Annotated in this window: 15 protein-coding genes and 1 pseudogene; 10 read left to right on the top strand and 6 right to left on the bottom strand. The window is 57.0% G+C overall.

The window, feature by feature from the left end:
• Positions 1-153 precede the first annotated feature (153 nt).
• From LB526_RS02000 to LB526_RS01990, 3 genes and pseudogenes are all read right to left on the bottom strand, one after another.
• Positions 154-1410, bottom strand: coding sequence for a hypothetical protein (locus LB526_RS02000; protein WP_224625881.1), 1257 nt, complete (start codon positions 1408-1410; stop codon positions 154-156).
• A gap of 657 nt (positions 1411-2067) precedes the next feature.
• Positions 2068-2328 (bottom strand): annotated as a pseudogene (locus LB526_RS01995) (MucR family transcriptional regulator); the annotation flags it as partial.
• Positions 2329-2377: 49 nt separating this feature from the next.
• Complete coding sequence (locus tag LB526_RS01990) at positions 2378-2800, bottom strand: hypothetical protein (RefSeq protein WP_224625880.1); 423 nt, start codon at positions 2798-2800, stop codon at positions 2378-2380.
• A 433-nt stretch (positions 2801-3233) separates the two neighbouring features.
• Between LB526_RS01990 and LB526_RS01985 the strand changes: the two genes are divergently transcribed.
• Together LB526_RS01985 and LB526_RS01980 are read left to right on the top strand one after the other, a co-directional pair.
• Positions 3234-3830 carry a hypothetical protein gene (locus tag LB526_RS01985; RefSeq protein ID WP_224625879.1) on the top strand — a complete coding sequence of 199 codons (597 nt, stop codon included), beginning with the start codon at positions 3234-3236 and terminating at the stop codon, positions 3828-3830.
• A 401-nt stretch (positions 3831-4231) separates the two neighbouring features.
• A complete protein-coding gene (locus tag LB526_RS01980; protein ID WP_224625878.1) occupies positions 4232-4645 on the top strand; it encodes a hypothetical protein in 414 nt (137 codons plus the stop codon).
• A 318-nt stretch (positions 4646-4963) separates the two neighbouring features.
• On the opposite strand, the gene LB526_RS01975 is transcribed toward LB526_RS01980, so the two are convergent.
• On the bottom strand, positions 4964-5155 hold the full coding sequence (locus LB526_RS01975) for a hypothetical protein (protein ID WP_224625876.1): 192 nt from the start codon (positions 5153-5155) through the stop codon (positions 4964-4966).
• Positions 5156-5227: 72 nt separating this feature from the next.
• Between LB526_RS01975 and LB526_RS01970 the strand changes: the two genes are divergently transcribed.
• From LB526_RS01970 to LB526_RS01950, 5 genes are all read left to right on the top strand, one after another.
• Positions 5228-5806, top strand: coding sequence for a hypothetical protein (locus tag LB526_RS01970; protein WP_224625875.1), 579 nt, complete (start codon positions 5228-5230; stop codon positions 5804-5806).
• A 101-nt stretch (positions 5807-5907) separates the two neighbouring features.
• Positions 5908-6435 (top strand): hypothetical protein, encoded by a 528-nt coding sequence (locus LB526_RS01965; protein ID WP_224625874.1) that lies wholly within the window; start codon positions 5908-5910, stop codon positions 6433-6435.
• A 97-nt stretch (positions 6436-6532) separates the two neighbouring features.
• Positions 6533-7126, top strand: coding sequence for a hypothetical protein (locus LB526_RS01960; protein WP_224625873.1), 594 nt, complete (start codon positions 6533-6535; stop codon positions 7124-7126).
• A 238-nt stretch (positions 7127-7364) separates the two neighbouring features.
• A complete protein-coding gene (locus LB526_RS01955) occupies positions 7365-9008 on the top strand; it encodes a peptidase M4 (RefSeq protein WP_224625872.1) in 1644 nt (547 codons plus the stop codon).
• A complete protein-coding gene (locus LB526_RS01950) occupies positions 9008-10366 on the top strand; it encodes an MBL fold metallo-hydrolase (protein ID WP_224625871.1) in 1359 nt (452 codons plus the stop codon). The genes LB526_RS01955 and LB526_RS01950 overlap by 1 nt, the downstream gene beginning before the upstream one ends.
• A 221-nt stretch (positions 10367-10587) precedes the next feature.
• Here the strand turns inward: LB526_RS01950 and LB526_RS01945 are convergent, their stop codons facing one another.
• Positions 10588-11580: an IS481 family transposase gene (locus tag LB526_RS01945; RefSeq protein WP_224625870.1), complete on the bottom strand. Its 993-nt coding sequence runs from the start codon at positions 11578-11580 to the stop codon at positions 10588-10590.
• Between the two features lie 77 nt (positions 11581-11657).
• Positions 11658-12287, bottom strand: a complete 630-nt coding sequence (locus LB526_RS01940) for a hypothetical protein (protein ID WP_224625869.1) — start codon at positions 12285-12287, stop codon at positions 11658-11660.
• 768 nt (positions 12288-13055) lie between these two features.
• Between LB526_RS01940 and LB526_RS01935 the strand changes: the two genes are divergently transcribed.
• From LB526_RS01935 to LB526_RS01925, 3 genes are all read left to right on the top strand, one after another.
• Positions 13056-14009 (top strand): alkaline phosphatase family protein, encoded by a 954-nt coding sequence (locus LB526_RS01935; RefSeq protein WP_224625868.1) that lies wholly within the window; start codon positions 13056-13058, stop codon positions 14007-14009.
• 869 nt (positions 14010-14878) lie between these two features.
• Complete coding sequence (locus LB526_RS01930) at positions 14879-16090, top strand: peptidase S8/S53 subtilisin kexin sedolisin (protein WP_224625867.1); 1212 nt, start codon at positions 14879-14881, stop codon at positions 16088-16090.
• 35 nt (positions 16091-16125) lie between these two features.
• On the top strand, positions 16126-17577 hold the full coding sequence (locus LB526_RS01925) for a hypothetical protein (RefSeq protein WP_224625866.1): 1452 nt from the start codon (positions 16126-16128) through the stop codon (positions 17575-17577).
• Positions 17578-17579 lie beyond the last annotated feature (2 nt).

The following is a 17579-nucleotide window of genomic DNA, read 5'->3' as shown; positions in this document are numbered from 1 at the left end:
TGGGATAGCAAGTCTCGTCCAAGACTCCGCCAGCCGTGACTTGCTGTCTCGCGCAGCGCGAAGGTCCTGCTCCGATGTATGGACCCGGGAAATCCCTAGCCCCAGGTTCCCCAGGAACCCGTCGCCGCTTGCGCGGCGCATTTCTAAACTCCCTCACCGAGCCCTCAACTGGCTAGGATAATAGTAGGGCAAGTCCTCGGTGGGAAGCACTACCGTGCGGGCGCGTCGTAATTGAAGTCGCCGAAGCTCGCGCTGGCCTAGGACAGTCAGCGTATTGCGCAGGCTCGTCCAGCCGGCGATGCGGGTGAACACAAGGATCTGCTCGACATCGGCGAACGACAGCCGCGTGCGAGCAGAAGCGCTGGCCGCTGTGCGCGATCCTTCCTTGAGCGCAGTCAGAACCAGCATCGTTTCGACCCAGCGCCGACGGGTTGGATCAGCGAGGAATCGCTCTGCCGTCCGGATTTGCAGGACCGCCCGAGCGCGCTCGGCAAGGGCATCGGCATTTGCCGCCGGAAAGTGCATGTCGGCGCCGAGCGCGCTGCGGTTGCGAAAGAGCGGTACCCATCCCTTTCGATCGCTGTGTAGGACCGGCGGCGCATTGTTGGGCATGCCATGCGAGAAGGCGATGAGCGCGCCGGCCCAACCGAAGCCGAACGGATAGCGGCTTTTGTGCGGATGGGCGCGGCAGAGTGCCTCGACCGCATCGCGCTCCGCGCCGACAAATGTAGTGAAGATGGTGGGGCAGGCATGGACCACACGGACGTTTGGCACCGAGCGGTGCGACCGGACGTGTTTCAGCCCATCTTCAGTCCCGGAATAGGCAACCACGGCAAAGCTGACGAGGCCATAGGAGTGCCAGCTGCGGATCGTGGCGACACGCCAGAACGCCTCGAGCATTTCCCAGACGCGCTTGCCCGAGCCGATGAAGTCGGCAACGATGACAATGTGACCGACGCGGCGGGTGCGCAGCGCGTCGGGTCCGGGATGGCTCAGCACCCGGTCCCGATGCAGGCGCTCGTATCCGGTAATGAAGTTGGCGATCGCCCCTTCGCTGCCAACCTCTTGATCGCTTGGATCGACGACGATGGGCGGCATGCCGGCGCCTGTGGCGCGCCCCTCGTCGGTACCAGGAAAGAAGGGCAGGACTTCGTGGCGGACGAAGCCATTGTCGCTATCCTTGGTATCGCGGGTCTCGACGGCACGCTCGGCGAACAGCGCTATTGGCCGGTCCTGATCGCCCTCGTCGCGGTTCGTGGTGGTCTCGTCGAGCAGCAAGCGCAGCCCCCTATAAAAGGCGTCGTGGCTGACCAACATGACGGCGTCGGCCAACTGCGCGGCCACCGGACGTTCCGGTTCGGAAAATTGCGCCAGCCAATCGCGCACAAAATCGGTTTGCGACAGGCTCATGGCCAGGCGGTACCTCACCAATTTTTTCTTCTAGACAACCTGCATAGATGCCTGGTTTCAAGCAAGCAGAATTAAGCCCACAACAACGGCTTCTCAGGCCGTCGTGAGCCGAGTCCTTAGTCTACCGAAATGTCCGCTTTTCGATTCTGCAGTCCAAGACCGCCTGTCCGCATTTGGGCGGCATCGGAAGCCTCCTATACATCCAAAATTAAGTCGAAAGCTGGCCGGACAAACTTTGCCTGATCACTCAGATCCAGAACGGCAGCTTACTGCCTAGCGCTTGCCAGAAGCGGACCGTCCGGAGACGTGACCTAAAGCCGTCACCACACCATTCCACAATCAGAGGGCGACTAGGAGTTGTCGTAAGTTTTCGTACCTTCTGCATTGCGACCTCCGCTCGAATTGTGCGCGCACAACAACGCGCGTCTCAATCCGCAATGGTGTAAACGTGATCGAAGTTCCGTTCTGTGGGACGAGCCGGTAGACCGCTACATCGCTAGACCTACATCGGAGACGCACTCTTTTGCTATCGGCGACGCTCCGCATAGCGCGTAATCGTCACCGAAGATCGCTCACAATTAGGGTGGCTCGGCCCACGGTCGCGCTTGGCTAACTGCCCTTCACGGTGCCCCGAGGTTTGACGCACCAACGGCCGCTTCACGAAGCGCTTGGCTTCTTGGCAGGTGCCTTTCGGGTCGGGATAGGTTGCGGTTTGCGTCCCAGCCCCGCTGCCTTCGCTAGCGAAGATCTTTGGGCTGCATAGTTCGGCGCAACCATCGGGTAGTCCGGCTTCAATCCCCACTTCTCACGGTATTCGTCTGGAGTGAGCCGGTAATGTACCGCGAGATGCCTTTTCAACGATTTGAATTTCTTCCCGTCTTCCAGGCAGATGATGTAGTCCGGCGTTACCGTTACCCGTCGCTGGCATTCAGTGGCCCCGGCGGGCCGTCATTTGAGCGGCTTTGTGTCAATCCCAAAAGCCCCATGGGGTTATGCCCGGGATCTTACTGATCACCGGGGCCAGGCCATAAAACCAAGCAAAATAGAAGCCCACAGGAACAGCCACGAATGCCAATGCCGCGGCGACAATCGCCATATTGCGGAAGAGATCACCCCTGGATTGTAGGCGAGAGGATGCCTTTTCCATGGCGACAGAATAGCAGTATTGAGAGGCCGCCAAGAAAATCGACGCCAGTGTGCCGCAAATCGCGCCGAGTGCAAATATGCGTACTGATTTGGCTACAGCGAGAGCTGTTCCTGCATTTGGGTAATAGATGGCGCTGACAAAAGCCAATATGACCACGACGGAACCGCCCGTCAGTATATTTATGGCCTTCAGTGCGTCCGATATTGCGGTCCTTGCCGCTGACTGCAGATGTGTATCGTTCAATCTTGTATCCTCCTACCGAAAATCGGCACCCCTCTCGGGCAGCTCTCGGTCGATCGTTTTTCGCATAGAGAATTATCTGTCGCCTTGCTTTCGTCGGTCGGATAACTGCCCGTGTAGCCGCCTCCGCATTTGTATTTCTGGATTACTGCAATCCTGGGTTCACCCATCACCCTCGATGTGTGTGTTGTTGCTATGCGGATAGAAAGGATCAACCGTCTGTAGAAGCTACGTTGGTGTCGTTAGCATCACCAGGAGCCAGCGTGGCCGTATCGTAGTTTTTAGATAGTCGGCGGCGTAGCCCGACCTTGCGAGCGCAGTTGCTAGGCCCAATGGCTGTCGTCCATGCATCGTCCCCCTTAGAAAGATACTTGCAGATAGTGCATTACTTTGCAATCTGCTAGTAAGCTAGGTGACGGTGGATATGATGACTGGAATGTTCTCTGACACGCTGCCCGCCCAATGGGATCTGCTAAAAGGGGTTGATATGGCTGATACGAAAGGGCCTGAAAATTTGGGAACAACAATCGGTCTAGTAAAGGACGTGTTTTCGATAATCGGCGTGATCGCCGCCGGGATTTGGGCCTTCTTTGTCTTCGACAAAACGCAGGCTCCTCAATTCGCGCGACAGCTGAACGTCTCGTCTTCAATCGGTTTTTTTAAACCGGTAAATGATCCTGGCACTTGTGGTACGACAATCGACGTGACTGTTACCAACGATAGGAACGCCACCGTTGAGATTAAGGCCCTTAGTCTGAAACTGTGGCATTTTGACTATCCGAAAAATGACGGCTATTTCGACTTTGAAGAAATAAAAAAAATGCCGCCTACTTGGGAGCTACCTCGTGATGCAGGGTCCCCTCTGACAGGGCATTACTATCCCAAATCGAGTTACCACTACCAGTTCGAGTTTTTCGGAAAACCGAAAGGACATTACGTCTACTATCTTGCGGAAATAGCGACCAATCCGCCTGAGGTAGGAAAAGAGACATTTTCTTCCTATCATACGACAAATGGATGCTTCGGCACCTGATGGATTGCGGCTTTCAGCTATACAGCTCCAACCACTTATCACCGGGCTGCTCGTGCCAAATCACGCGGCGAAGGTCACGCCGGTCAACCCCGTGCCCACATACCAGACATTTGTGGAAATAGTCGCGCTCGTCTGGCGGCCAAGGGCATCTTCAACAGGCTGCTAAAGTGGCGGTCGGGAACTTTTCCCTGGAGGCCATCTTGATAATTTGGACGGCGCATCTACCGCCAACTGGTGAGCACGCCGCGTCGGGATGGATTGTCGCCTGTCCGACATAGGGTCTGCCTTGATCGGAACGGCGATCCGGATCGCGTGTTTATTGCAGCGCGCGAGATGAGACGAGCTGGACCCCACCTTTGAGGAGCATTCTCTGCCTGCCCGAGATCGAGAGGGCGGTCCTGGTGGGCATGCGCGAACAGCTGAAGTTGCCAGAGCTGATCGAAGCATACATTTGCAAATACAATGAAGAGCGCCGTCAGCTGGCCGCGCAGGCCAGCGCAACAAGCACAAGACTGGAAACCAAGCGCGACCGGATTGAAGCGAACGCCAGCGCACAATCGACCTTTATCAGGAGCGTCATTGCCGAAGAGGATGCCAAACAACGCATCGCTAAACTCAAGGCACAGCGGCTTCAGATCGAAGCTAAACTCGCACCCTCGAGGAGACATCATCGAACATCGCTCTCCACCCTGCAACCGTGGAGCGCTACATCGAAACGGTCGATGCTCTTTCAAAGGCGTTGGCAGACCACGCAACAGCCGCAGACGACTGTGGGCCATTCACCCAAAATTTTCGGGCGCTTGTTCACAGCGTAACGGTGCACCCTAAGCCTGCACGCAAAGGCTTCGAGATCCAGGTCAAACGTAAGCTCGCCGCCCTTGTGGGTGGCGGCACGTGCGCTATACCGGAAAGCGCTCTGCATCGGGCGGCAACTCTAGCGCAACCATTACTTAGGATAGTGGTTTGAAGTGGGTAGTGGTAGCGGAGGACCGCTACATCGCGAGACCCACTATCGAGGAAGCGCTCTTCCACTTTCGGCGACGTTCGGCGTAAAGCGCAAACGTCGCTAATCAAGACGGCCTGCCCTCTGGAAGGCAGGGCACACAAGTTCGAACCTTGGTGGGTGCTCCATCTTATGCGATGGCTTTGGCTGCGTTGTTCGGCCCCAGCGGCAGATCGCGTTTGTAGAGACGATAGGCAACGACGAACCAAACGAAGCTCACCACCAGCGCGAGGGCGATAGGTGGGACTATCTGTGCGTCGGTCACGCGCCGGAACATAATGCGAAACTGGCTTGCCGAAAAGGGTCGCAAGGCGTCAGGCATCAACGTTCGTTCGAACTTCCTTTACTGGAGCGCTAATTTAGCACAATATTGATAAGGCAAGGGGGAGCGCTCATGAATTCGAGAGCCAATAAGGCTATTCTTGCAGGATCAGTGCTGCTGGTCGTTGTAAGCGTTTCCGATCTTGCTTTCTTCTCTTTCCGCCATCAAGCGCCAACGCCGCCGCGCAACCCGCAGGCGGTAGCTCAATCAATCTTAGATGAGGCTAAGCGCCGCGTGCCCCCACCGGCCTTACCGCCAAGGCCTGCTGGAACCGAAAGAACCGTCTACGTACCCAAAACGATAAGAATTCAGGTGCCCACGATTAACGGTTTACGACTCGGAATGAGGACTGAGACGATAACCCAAAACGTCCCGCAGACAACGATTGTCGATGCGGCTCCGGAGGCCATTAAGGTTTGGAACGAGCAGGTAAAACACGCAAACGATGACTATAATGTAAAGCTGGATGAAGAGATAAAAATGATAGAAAATGAAGAAAAAACCAAAAAGGCACAGGAGATAGGTGCGCTAATCAAGGATATGATCACTGGTGCTGTCATTCCATTGCTTGGCGCTATTTCTGGACTTATAACTGCGATAGTGACGCTAATCAGAGTTCTTCGGGGGGATAGAGCCAGAGAAGCTGCCTGAATTTCATCCGGACTTCTTGAGGGTTGCGATGGCCGGCCTCGCCGTCACGTGAGGGTTGGCTTACGGCACAGCAGTACAGGAAATTGTGGGAGGCTATTTTCATGTCAGTTCAAGAACCTGTTGCACGGCGGAAGCGGCCTGGTTTTGGCCTCTTGGTGTGGACAATATTCTTGGGTGGGTTGGTTTGGGTTGCTGTCACCGCCGGTCTGACATATCTGGCGACCCAGTCCAATGATCCATCGATCAAGATGATAGCTGAACAGACTTTACAGATCGGCTACACAATTGGTCACTTTCTTCGACCTATTTTGCAGATGGCTCTTGTCGTCTTTATTTTACTGACCGCGGCTGAGAGGATCGGCTTTTTGGATGAGGACTCGTCTTGGCGGCTGCATCTAGGCAGCTTATCGCAGGGCAACAACGTCCAGGCATTTATCGCAGTGGCGATAATCGGTGCATTGGTTGTCAGCGCTGTAGGTAACGTCGGCGACACCGGCGTACTCAAGGATTTGGCCTTGGTTGTCGTCGGTTTCTACTTTGGTACCCGTAGGCGAGAAGGAGAGGTGCAGGATGCAGCCAACGCAGCTGCAGAGCGTGTCGCGACAACTTTGCCCCCGACATCTGGGTAGTGTGTCAGTTTGAAAGACACTACCCGCGATTGAGTTTGTTGCGCCTTGGGTCAAGACGAGGCTTCGCTGCGGTCACTCTAATAATGGCGGTTATGCAATGGCTCTGGTAAAAAAGACGCTCTGGGTAGTCGACATTAAGACCGAAGCGGCGGAGAAAATGTTTGCCAAGCACGCCCTGGCTGTTTCGGCGACGGCCGTCTGCATTCGCACCTCAAGGAGTCGTCTTCAGGGCGCAATAGACAGATTTCACAAGATCGGGATGGAGGTGTACGGGTGGCGGTGGCCGTCGGCCCTTCCGTCGGCGACGCTCGCTGAGGCCAATAAAGTAGCGCAGAACCTTATACCGGCAGGATTGGACGGCTATATCGTCGATCCGGAGGGAAGCAACGACTGGAATAATCCGAAAACGGATCTTGGCCCCCTCGCCACGCAGTTTTGTGACACGATTAGGAAGGCGGCCGGCAAGAATTTCGTCTTCGGAACGGCTTCTGGCTGCGCTTATCCGTCTTTAGGCGGGAAGCCACATATACCGTTTGAGGTATTCTTCGCCGCAAGCGACGTTCTACTCCCGCAAACATACTGGCGGTGGACGCATTTCGACCCTAATAAGCTTGGCGTTACGGACGGCCATTTCTATACGGATAACGGGAGAATCCCGGTAACTGTTTTGGCTGCAATAAAGTCATTGTAATTTGCGGGATAGTTTAAGGCGATCTAGCTTAAGCTCTAAACTGGATACGAGCCGCACAGAGTTAGCAACAACCGTGAATATGATGAGCGGCTTCAGGAATCAAATTATGTCCACGAACACGTCGTCTAACCCAATTCCGTTTCCAGCCCGGCGCCCGCTAAAAGTATATGCTTTTGATCCGAGCTTAGGGCATATGCTGGGTAATCACCTTACCTTGGAGGTAGGCTATGAGTCACTGATGCCCGGACCTGTCGGCGCGAACTTTGCGGTAATCGACTATGACGGTCATGCCAAGACCTACTATGCGCCGGTGAACCTCGACGATACCGCGATCCTGTTGCGAGGCGGACTTGACCCTACCGAATCCGACCCGAGGTTTCACCAGCAGATGGTCTATGCAGTTGCCTCGGAGACGCTCGAACGCTTCGAGATTGCACTTGGACGCAAAATCCACTGGCATCGGGCTAAACGTGGTCCAAACCGCCTGAATCTACACCCCCATGCGATGCTCGAAGCGAACGCGTATTACAGCCGGGAAGTCCACGGAATCCTCTTCGGATACTTTCCCGCTGGCCCAGACGCTGACGGCAATTTGCTCTCGAAGCAAACCGTTTTCACATGTTTGTCGCATGATATCATCGCGCACGAAGTGACCCACGCCGTTATCGACGGAATCCGCGAGCATTTTACGGAGCCGACGAACATAGATGTGACCGCTTTTCATGAAGCGTTCGCAGATCTTGCGGCGCTGTTTCGCCACTTTTCGCATCAAGACGCGCTTCTTGATACGCTCCAGCGGACCGGCGGTCGCCTGTATGGCCCTAGTCTAGCTGCCGACGCGCAACGCCCAGGGTCGCACGCCAATATCGGCGCCGAAATCACCCCGGACAATCCGCTTGTCGAACTCGCTCGTCAGTTTGGTCAGGTTTCAGGCCATAGCGGGGGATTGAGAAGCGCGCTCGACCGCAAATCGAACGCAAAGGACATCCGTAGCGTCACCGAACCACATGCCCGTGGGGCAATCCTTGTCGCGGCCATGTTTGACGCATTCTTCACCACATACGTCAGTCGTACCGCCAATCTGTTCAAAGTCTTCCGCGCCGGCGGAGGTCGACCAGAAACCGACGATCTGCCCGGTCCGCTCGCGCAACTGCTTGCCGAACGCGCCTCCAAGACCGCCGATATGTTCTTCATGATCTGCGCCCGCGCACTGGATTATTGCCCTCCCGTGGACATTACCTTTGGTGACTTCCTGCGCGCCCTCATTACCGCCGACTCTGACCTTTATCCGGTAGATGCTCATGATGTGCGCGATGCGATCATGCAAGCGTTTAGGCGCCGCGGAATTGTCCCGGAAGGCGCTCTCTACTTTTCGGAAGAGTCACTCCGTTGGCCCGTGGCGTCAACCGGTTTACCTGCGGTCACTGGACTGGTGTTTGGTGACCCAAACGGTCTCTCGCGTGATGAAAAGGACATTAATGGGCCATTGCTTCGCAAATATGCGAATACCAACGCCAAAATGCTCGGTTTCAACCCGGATCACGGCGAGATTGGCGTGCCGTCCTTCCATCCAATGTTCCGCTTGGGCGAGGACGGCGTCCTAAGAATAGATATGGTTGTCGAACTCATTCAGACGCGAGAGATCGCGTTCGACAAGGCCAGTCCGGAGCTCGGTACATTCGAGGTGCACGCCGGCGTGACGCTCATGATCGCAAGCCAGCCGCTCAATGACGGCAACCGGCCTGATCCGATCGTGCGCTATGTCATTCCTAGACACGTTGACGACGAACGTGTCCAGCGCCAGCGCACGGCCTATGCCGCCGGCGCTTATATGACCAAGGATCATCGTATCGACTTCAGCCTCGTTCACGGAGCGCTATAGTGACCAAGCGATCGAACAACACCACTGGCGCGGCCGTCACCCCTGTAGGCGGTGAGGCCGGCATACGCGTTCGCATGTACCGGGTTGGATTTGGCGACTTCTTTCTGTTGACGCTGCGTGCGAAAGACGGGGCGCTGGTACATATTCTGATCGATTGCGGAGTCCACGCAAAACCGACCAACAGCATTGATAGAGCCATCCAACAACTTGAGATTGACACGGGCGGCGAACTTGCGCTGATTGTCATGACTCACCGGCATGCCGACCACATCTCGGGATTTGATTCCGGCAGCGAAACCTTCGCAAAATTCAAAGTCGGCCGGGTCTGGATGCCATGGTTCGAAAACCGGGCGGACCCTGCAGCGCTCGCCTTTCAGGCCAGGATCACTGCGCTGGCCCAAAAGCTTCAGCTAGCGCTTGCCACCCGCAGGACACCGGATGATGAGCAATATGAGAGCATGGCGAGTAACATCACGGGCGGATTGGCTGCAACAGGCGGTGGCTCGTCGAATGAACGAGCGCTCGCTATCCTTCACGGCGGCTTTGCCGGGGCGAAAACACCTGTAGACTATTATGGATCAGGCGACGATCCAGTGCTCCCGGATGCTCTCGTGGCGATCGGCCTGCATGCAAAGGTGCTCGGGCCACCGAGAGATACAGACCTTGTCAAACAGATGGACAATAGGAACCATCAGTACCTTGTGGCTCTCGATACACTTATGGAAGGTGCCTCGGAACACGCAGGGGCAGTGTTTGCCACCCGTTTTGAGGGCTCGGCAGGTAACTATGATCCCAGCGTATTCGGTGCCGGCGGGCCTCTAGAGCTACAGAAGGCTATCGGATCAATCCAACCTGACATGTTGCACGCGGCTGCCGCACAGGCTGACAACACGCTCAACAACCAGAGTCTAGTGATCCTCTTCAACTATAACGGCAAGTCCATGCTGTTCGCGGGCGACGCGCAGTGGGGGAATTGGTCTAATTTTCTGTTCGGCGGTGCTCTCGGAACGCCGGGGCACACGGGTCTCACTCAATCAGCCAAAGACATCCTTGCGAGTATCGATTTCTATAAAGTCGGTCATCATGGCAGCACCAACGCGACGCCGATTGACGCCCTTGAGGCGATGAAGAATGGCGTTGTTGCGATGTGCTCGACGGCCGAGCATGCCTATGGCAGCGAAGAAAACAAAAGCGAGGTTCCGCGCAAACCTTTGATGGCCGCACTGAACACCAAGACCAACCATCAGCTTGCACGGAGCGATCAAGTGCCTGTAGCCGGTGCCCCGCCGATCGCAATACCACTCGCCCCGCCGTTCGCGATGCCAACCAACGACCTTTTCATCGACTACGCCTTTTGATCGGAGAACCCGGGCGAGTGGTCTGGCGAATTAAGTTCGATTTTGACACGGTGATCGATCGGTCGTGAATTTGCCGTGCTGTTGCCCCGCAGCTACGGCGCAATATGCCCATATGTAACATAAGTAGCGCTGTTACTTCCTGGCTACCTTGGGGGGCCACCCGGAAGTGGGGCGCAAATTGCAGCAAAAAATAGCCCGATGGCGAAGCGAAGTCCTGGAAGCTAGTTGTTTAGTCCCGGCATTTGCTGGAGCGGATTGAGCCGGAAGTGTTCGGGCTGGGAGGCCCATGCCTTGCAGATGGATTCGTAGGGCGTGAGGCCTTTGAGGGTCTTGAGCCTGCGGCCGAAGTTGTAGGCCGCAACGAAGTCGGCGAGATGCTGGCGGAGCTGGTCGTGGCTCTCGTAGTGGAAGCGCTTGACGGTGGCCTCCTTGATGGTCCGGTTCATCCTCTCGACCTGACCGTTGGTCCATGGGTGCTTGGCCTTGGTGGTGCGATGCTCAATGTCATTCGTGGCGCAGGCGTATTCGAAGGCATGAGCCCAGAAGCGCTCGCCGTTGGCGATCGCCTCCTTGATCAGCGGCACGGCCGACCCTCCGGCGCCGGGCGTGGTGAACTGGATGCCGTTGTCGGTGAGCACGGTGTGGATCTTGTAGGGGACGGCTGCGATCAGCCGCAGCAGGAAGTCTCTCGAGACGGCGGTGGTGGCCTTCTCGTGCAATTCGACGAAGGCGAACTTCGAAGTGCGGTCGATGGCGACGAACATGTGCAGCTTGCCCTGTTCGGTCCGCACCTCGGCGATATCGATGTGGAAGTAACCGATCGGATAGCTTTTGAACTTCTTCTTCGAAGGCTTGTCACCTTCGACATCCGGCAGCCGGCTGATGCCGTGGCGCTCTAGGCAGCGATGCAATGACGAGCGCGTCAGATGCGGGATCGTCGGCTGCAAAGCATAGAGGCAGTCATCGAGCGGCAGCAACGTATAGCGCCGAAAGGCGACGATGACCGCCTCTTCCTCGACGGAAAGAACCGTCGACCTCGGCTCTTTTGGGCCGGTCGGCAGATCAGCGACCGAGGTCCGATTCTTCCATTTGCCGACCGTCTTCTGGTTGATCCCGTAGCGCTTGGCCAGGACCCTCAAGCTCTCTTGACTATGCTGTATCGCTCGACGGACCGCCTCTGTCGTCGTGGCGCTTCCATGAAGAACCTGGCCCATAGCGCATCCTTTGATTCGGAGGATAAGGATGCCCCATCAAAGCCTGGGATCAAACATCTAGGCGCGAGCAAACGTTCCTAGAGAGCTGGCACGACAGTCGAGCTTACCGGCGGTGAAGATTGCAGGGGCCGGATAGCGGGCATCGGGCGGAACCTCCGCAAAGTTGCCGCCGGGACCGCGGGTGGGGTTGTTGCGGAACTGGTCACTTGAGAGGGTATGGCCACCTGCGCGTCCAGCAGGGCTTGCATGTTCGCCAGGGTGCATTTGGTCGCCAGCTTCTGCACGTTGGCGTAGGCTATGCAGGTATCGGCGGGCGGCGACACGTTGCCAGCATAGTTGTCCATGTCGCTCTGAACCAGTTGGCGCACCTTGTAAAGGTGCGTTCCGAAGGCGTAGGTCATCGAATAATTGTTCACCAGGGCTTTGCCGAGAACAATTCCGGCCGTCGTGATCGTAATTGCCTTTACGGCATTTGCGGCCGGATTTGTTGTGCTAATTATCGACGTCGCACCAGCCAACCCGGCGTCCAATGCCTGATCGCTTGCCAAGGCATTCTGCTGAAATCGCGTGGCGTCAACAAAGAACGCCTCACATGCCGCGTAGACGTTCGCAAATCCGACCTGCATGTAGTCGTTTGCGGCTTTGGGGGTGTCGTTGCTGCTGTTGCACGCAACAACCCTCGGTACGATGACCTTGTCGTCGACCACGGGCACGCTCCCAGTCAGTTGTGCACACGCGCCAAGGCTGGTCAAGAACAGCAGGTTCGGAACACTCATATACCAACGCATCATCCCCCTCCGCCACATTTGTGATTTGGCTTTGCTGCGACGTTGTGAAAAATCTATGCAAAATACGACCGGCTACTAATAGTTAATAATATATACGTACAACGAGGGCAAAATACAGGGATATGAATACCTCTTCTATCAGGGTATATAAAAATTTCTCATTACCAAAGTCAAATTCATTGTGTTTGTATGGCAAAAACTACACCGGTCACATGTGATTTGGAGTTGGCGAACCTGCAGCAGATGGCCATCCTGGCCGGCGGGTTGCGCAATGCGGCCTACAACTCCTCTACAGGTGCAATTGTGCGTTTTTTTCGTATTCGAAGTTCCTAAGATAGTCTATACGTAGGATTATGCAAGATGGTGTCCAGCTTGATGGAGTCTAGCTAATCGAAGTTCGACCCCTCCGAATGAATGCAACACATTGGCGCGCCATGGTAATCCATGTCGGGAGGGCGTTCTCAATTGAAGCAAGGTGCGTCACCAGCGGGGTGGTTGGAGTTACTGTAAAGGACCGGCTGCACATACCTATCACCTAAGATTGAATTGCCTCATCGGAATAGAGATGTCCGTCTGTATGAGGGGCATGGCGTGCAACGGTGTTTAACACCGATGGCCCTGCCTTGCAGGGCAAGTAGAGGCATCGGAGGTTGGCGCGGCCACATCTGGAGGTGGCGGGGAGGGGGCATGGTTTTTGTACTGGGAAAGCTGGGTCTGGCTGCTTCGATCGCGGGATTCGTCCTCAACACGCCAGCATATGCTGGCAGCATCAAGCATGTGTTTGTGATTGCCATGGAAAACCGGGATGCAAAGGTCATCTACAATGACCCCGTGAGAGCGCCGTTCATCCACGGCGGCCTCCTGCCGAAATCTGCTCGCGCCGACAATTTCATCGATGAACTGCCGGGCCTGGACAGCGAGCCGCACTATATCTGGATGGAGGCTGGCACCAACAGCTTTCCCGACCACACATTCAAATCCGATGCCGACCCGGTCGCATCGCATGGCGCGAACGCTACGAAGAGCGGTGATCATCTGGTCCGACAAATGGAGGCAGCCGGTGTGTCCTGGACAACCTACCAGGAGGGATTGGACCCGCATTGGACCGGCGCATGTCCCGTCACCAGCAGCAGCCACACCTTCTACGCCGCGAAACACAATCCGTTTGTTTTCTTCAAGGATATAGCTGGCGATCCGCCATCGAAATCCGCCGCGAAATGCATTTCGCATACCAAACCCTACAACAGCCTAGCGGCGGACATGAGCAGCGGGACCGTTTCAAGCTACGTTTTTATCACGCCCAACCTGTGCAACGACATGCACGGCGCACCTGGATGCATCAAAGGCCATCCCATCAAGCGCGGAGACAACTGGTTGAGGGCTTCATTGCCCCCCATCATTGACTGGGCCGGCAAAAATAACGGAATTATCTTCATTACCTGGGATGAAGGGTCGGGAACCGACAAGATACCGTTTATTGCGATCGGACCCGGTGTGAAGCCAGGATATGCTGGGCACGCAGTGTACAATCACGGCTCGATGTTGAAGTCGATTGAAGAGATTTTCGGTCTCCCGATACTCGCCTCGGTGCAGCCGGACAGCGACCTGTCTGACCTGTTCAAGACAGGCTCTTTTCCGTGAAGGTATCGGCATAGCATTCGGCCTTGCGGCCCGCGGGCATTTGACGCTCCGAGCCTCGTGAGTTCGCCTCCCGCCCTCCCGATGCTGCCACCGCGAGGCTCTTTACTTGCATGGCCCTGCGCGTATCGGCCGGGTGACCGAACGCCGGAGGAAGTGAGGGGGGGCCTTCCATATGTTGGGACGAGCGCCGGATCGCGAGCGCACTCGCTTTCGAAGTCGGCGCCTGAGCACTTGCACGGCGGTCTTCTTAGCCCTCTTATCCCGATGTTTGCTGGCGCTGGGTGGAGCGGGTGGGGATATTTTCCCTGAAAGTTGCCGGTGCAATCGGCTTGTGTTGGCAGCGGTGACATCCCCTCTCAAGACGCGATCCAATTCCGCTGTCCCGGTGGCGGGTCGCCGATCTCGAAGCAAGGCGCGGTAGGGAGACAATTCAGGGAAAAAATCACGCCACCTTACTTGACCGTCTATTGAATTGGGCGAATATTAGCGATCTTAGGTATATCAGCAGGAGCGATCCGGACCTGGCGTGCATCTGTCGCAAGAGGGGGATAGATGGAATGCAGCGAAAACGCGGCTGTGCTTGCCAGGATGCTTTGGCCGAAGCATCGACTGACTCGCCGTTTGTAACACCGATAGCGCTATCATGAACATTGCTGGGTAATTGCCAGGACGCTCCGGAGTTCAGGGCGCCCGCTATTATAGCACAATCGCGACTGTAGAGCTCGTGCTAAGTGGAGTCCGGTCAGAAGCAGGCTCAAACTTAGACTCCCTGAGGCGCGTGCAAATGTTGGGGGCGACACCGGGGGAAGTGGGCAGTTCTGGACGGCAGGGAATGGCAGGGAAAAGTCGGAACGGAAGGGGAGGGGGAAGTGGCAATAAGCGGTCACGGCTGGGAACTCCATGTCGAGCGTCTCGGCATACAGCAATACGGCCGCCAGAGGCGCACCTATGGCGCGTATCAGCTCTTTATTGATGGCCATTCGGTGGACGGACTGGCCGGCAATATGTGCGAGTGCATCGGTCCCGGGGATAACGATCATCCCAAAAACGGCAAGCGCATTGAGGCAGGGACCTACCCGTTATGGACGCAATTTGGCCGCTACAGGACTATCGGCTATTCCGGCGGTCCAGACTCGATGCCGGGCCTGCGGCTAGAAGGGACCGGCAAGCGGACGGGCATCCTCATCCATCCTGGGCACCCCCCGACGCTCTACCTGTCCAGTATAGGCTGCCTCAATCCGACCGCCCCCTTGACCAGCAGCCAGTCCATGGCCTTCCAGGATTCACGCGCACGGGTGGTCGCGCTGATCGACAACCTGCGTGGTTTTGCGCCGAGCGCTTTCCTGCACGAGACGATGACGCACATAGTTGGCGCTTCAGTGGTTATTGACGGCGAGACGACGACGCCGCTGCAAGACCACCTCGAGATCGCCTTCACCGTGGCCGCCGACAAGCAGCCGTCGTCGCTTCCGATATCCCAGAACGCAGCCATCCAGTGCGCGCGTTGGCTGGTCGACAATTTCGGCGACCAGCTACGGGCGGCCGTGGCCGGCAAGCCGTATCGCGTCAAGCATCTGTGTGCGATCGTCTGCCAGGAAACCGCGTATAAATGGCTAAAATGGACGGCAACCCAGCCGGTGCAGACCATCCTTGAGCGTTGCGTGTTCGATGCCAGTGGCGACTATCCCGGCACGAGCCGCTCGGCTTTTCCGAAGAACACAGCCGCGTTCAGAGCCCGCTACGGGGACGCCTTCACCGACATGCTGATCCAGGAAGCAAACCTCACCCGGCGTCTGCAGGGATGGTCCAATGCTCAGTGGGTCTACAAGGGCTACGGGCTCTTCCAGTACGACCTGCAGAATGTCGTGGGCGACCGCGATTTTTTCGAGAACAAACGCTGGTACAGCTTCGACGCGTGCCTCACCAAATGCTGCGACGAGCTGGAGGAAAAGCTGCAGGCCTCAGGCGGTGATCTCTGGGACGCCATCCGTCGCTACAATGGCAGCGGGGCTTCGGCCGAGCAGTACATGAGGAACGTCCAGGCCTTTACCGGATACTGCGCGGCGGTAACCGGGGACTGAGCCCGACTTGTGGGCTTTGCGGTTAGGGGGAGTCCATGATCGGGCAGGAGCCATATTCAGACGTTTTCGGCCACCTCAAGAAGGTAGAGGTGTTTTCGGTCGGGTTGCTGGCGGCACTGCTCTTGCTTGTCGTGTCCTTTGCCGTCAGCGCCGGATTTGCAGCTAACGCAACCTACAGCTGGGTCGTGGCGCTCAGGGCGTTTTGCGTCGGGGTCGCCACCATCCTCGCGGCCGGTTCCACCGGTGGCCTGCTGGGGTTCCTGTTCGGCATTCCGCGCCTGCTGCAGCGGCCGGCACCGGCGCAACTGCAGTCCAACGCCGACAGCCAAGCGGCAGACGGCGCCAAGAATTCGGCGCAGACAAGCGCGCCAGAACGGTTCTTGAGCACCAACACCAGCCTGGAGGAAATTTCCGACTGGCTGACCAAGATCATAATCGGGTTAGGCCTGGTCCAGTTTCAGACCATCATCGACTATGTCCGCACCTCGGCGCTTTATGCCGCCTCCTATGTCAACCTCGCGCAGGTGTCGGCCGCAGACAGCAAGGCCTACACCCTGACCGATGGCACGATCGCCATTGCGATTACTTTTTGTCTGATCGTCTCGTCGCTCCTGCTGGCCTGCCTCGTCACCTATCTCGAGACGCGCACGCGTCTTGCCGCGTTGTTCACGCGCATGGAACTGGCCAGCGAGAAACCGTTCGTTGATGCGCTGATGCGGCCCATCTCCGGGCAGACGGATGGCAACAACCGTGATCCCATAAAGACGCTGGCAACGCCGGCAGACCACGTCTTGGCAGCGACGCCGCTTTCGGGGCTGCGAACTATGCTTGAGCTGGCGGCGTGGGGGTCCGCACAGGCCAGGACCGGCAACCTGCCACAGGCCGTCACTGCTTTGCAGCTGGCGACAGAGCAGGATCCCAAGAACTCGGACCTCAAAGTGCGCCTCGCCCAGGCCAAGCGTCTGAACCATGACAACGTCGGCTACATCAATGCGGTGCTCGACGCGGCGAAAGCCGATCCGACCAACATCAACGTTGCCAACGAAGCGCGCGCGGCGATGCGAGGTGCGCTTTATCTGCAGGCGCCGAATGGCTTCGAGCTCGCCAAGCAGTTGGCGCAATACCTTATGGAGAGCCCCTTGTCTCGCGATCCCGTGGTTTGGGTCTACAGGGCTGCGGCCAGCGGCCAGGAATACAAATACCGCAGGTATGAAAACAAAGAAGAAGCCGCCGACCTGGAAAAAATAAAGGCGGATGCTCTCAAGGCGGCGGAGCGCGTTGTCGAACTCGAGCGAAACAGCAACGGCGCGGCGCGTGTCTATTTACGCAACATGTATGTGCCGAATTCCGGGCCCGACGACGATCTAGTCGTGTTCTACGGCGACAAGGACTTTGATCGCGTCATCCTTGGCGACGTGCAGCCTGCCCCGCAGACTGCACCTAGTCCGCCGCGGTCAACGGAGCCGCCCACGAGCCCGGCGCCATGAAG

It is taken from the genome of Mesorhizobium sp. CA6, from assembly GCF_020165035.1.
Classification (GTDB): Bacteria; Pseudomonadota; Alphaproteobacteria; order Rhizobiales; family Rhizobiaceae; genus Mesorhizobium.
The sequence above is the reverse complement of the archived record's forward strand: the minus strand, read 5'-3'. Positions and strand labels throughout refer to the sequence as shown.

Excerpts from the sequence above, each read along its gene's own strand:
- LB526_RS01935 (WP_224625868.1), top strand. The coding sequence starts at position 13,056 with ATGGTTTTTGTACTGGGAAAGCTGGGTCTGGCTGCTTCGATCGCGGGA.
- LB526_RS01970 (WP_224625875.1), top strand. The coding sequence starts at position 5,228 with ATGAATTCGAGAGCCAATAAGGCTATTCTTGCAGGATCAGTGCTGCTG.
- LB526_RS01985 (WP_224625879.1), top strand. The coding sequence starts at position 3,234 with ATGTTCTCTGACACGCTGCCCGCCCAATGGGATCTGCTAAAAGGGGTT.
- LB526_RS01975 (WP_224625876.1), bottom strand. The coding sequence starts at position 5,155 with ATGCCTGACGCCTTGCGACCCTTTTCGGCAAGCCAGTTTCGCATTATG.
- LB526_RS02000 (WP_224625881.1), bottom strand. The coding sequence starts at position 1,410 with ATGAGCCTGTCGCAAACCGATTTTGTGCGCGATTGGCTGGCGCAATTT.
- LB526_RS01925 (WP_224625866.1), top strand. The coding sequence starts at position 16,126 with ATGATCGGGCAGGAGCCATATTCAGACGTTTTCGGCCACCTCAAGAAG.
- LB526_RS01965 (WP_224625874.1), top strand. The coding sequence starts at position 5,908 with ATGTCAGTTCAAGAACCTGTTGCACGGCGGAAGCGGCCTGGTTTTGGC.
- LB526_RS01960 (WP_224625873.1), top strand. The coding sequence starts at position 6,533 with ATGGCTCTGGTAAAAAAGACGCTCTGGGTAGTCGACATTAAGACCGAA.
- LB526_RS01945 (WP_224625870.1), bottom strand. The coding sequence starts at position 11,580 with ATGGGCCAGGTTCTTCATGGAAGCGCCACGACGACAGAGGCGGTCCGT.
- LB526_RS01955 (WP_224625872.1), top strand. The coding sequence starts at position 7,365 with ATGCCCGGACCTGTCGGCGCGAACTTTGCGGTAATCGACTATGACGGT.